Source organism: Ideonella sp. P3_A4 (genome assembly GCF_056403075.1).
The window spans coordinates 1-1092 of sequence record NZ_JBFUGE010001146.1; the positions used below are offsets into that span (position 1 = coordinate 1).

The following is a 1092-nucleotide window of genomic DNA, read 5'->3' on the forward strand; positions in this document are numbered from 1 at the left end:
GCTGCGCCCAGGGCGGTGTGGCGCACGTCGGCGGTATTCAGCCGTCGCAACGCGCGGGCGCCGTGCAGCCGGTGGCTGACGGCGTTGAACGGCGCGGCGGCGCTGCCGGTTTCGGCGCGGCCGCGCAATGCCAGCCCGGCCATGGACAGCAGGCTGGCCAGGGCGCTCAGCGGCAAAATGCTGCCGGCGCGGTGGCGAAGGCTTTGGCGAAAGCTCGTCATCGTCATCACTCCAGGATCGAAGGGCGGCTCGAAAAGCCCCTTGGCGACTGGGGCAAGGCGCGTACCGCCCCCACTCAGCGCTCCACAGGAGCAGCCTGATGAAGCCCCTTCACAACAACAAACCACCAGGTTTCGATCTGGCGGCCGAATCCCGAGATGAGTTACCTGCTGCTGAAGTGGATCCACGTGCTGTCGTCGACGCTGCTGTTCGGCACGGGCATCGGCTCGGCCTACTACATGCTGTTCGCCAGCCTGAGCCGGGATGTGCGAGCAGTCTGGGTGGTGGTGCGCTACGTGGTGCTGGCCGACTGGATCTTCACGACCACCGCGATCATCGTCCAGCCGGTCACCGGCCTGTGGATGGCGTACCTGCTGGGCCTGCCGCTGACCACGCCCTGGGTGGCCTGGTCGATCGCGCTGTATTTCGTGGCCGGCGCTTGCTGGCTGCCGGTGGTCTGGTTGCAGTTGAAGATGCGCGACATGGCGCGTGAAGCCGTGGCCGCGGATCAGCCACTGCCAGCGTTGTATGGACGCTACCTGCGCATCTGGGTGGCGCTGGGCATCCCGGCCTTCGCGGCGCTGCTGGTCGTCTTCTACCTGATGGTGGCCAAGCCGGTCTGAGCCTGGGGCGCGGGCGCCACGGGCGCGAAAGCACCTCCGCCATCTGATTCAGACGGAACGGGCCGGCTGCCCACGCCGGCGGCTGCCGCGACAGCAGCAAAGCAAACGAGCGGCCCCTGTCACGGGGCATTTGAAGCCGGGCCAAGGTTTCGCTGCCGACCGACGCGCACGGGCAAGCGCCAGCGCACTTTCAGCCTGGAAAGCGAAATCCTTGAGCAAAAAGCTGTACCTCGACTGCGCCCACCGCGCC

At 67.3% G+C, this 1092-nt stretch carries 1 protein-coding gene and 1 pseudogene; one reads left to right on the plus strand and one right to left on the minus strand.

The genetic code is table 11. The features are described 5' to 3' along the window. Positions 1-221 (minus strand): annotated as a pseudogene (locus AC1DYI_RS36530) (hypothetical protein); the annotation flags it as partial. A gap of 156 nt (positions 222-377) precedes the next feature. Between AC1DYI_RS36530 and AC1DYI_RS36535 the strand changes: the two are divergent. Next, entirely contained in the window at positions 378-842 is a 465-nt protein-coding gene (locus AC1DYI_RS36535) for a DUF2269 family protein (protein WP_477208971.1), read from the plus strand. The last annotated feature ends 250 nt before the right edge of the window (positions 843-1092 follow it).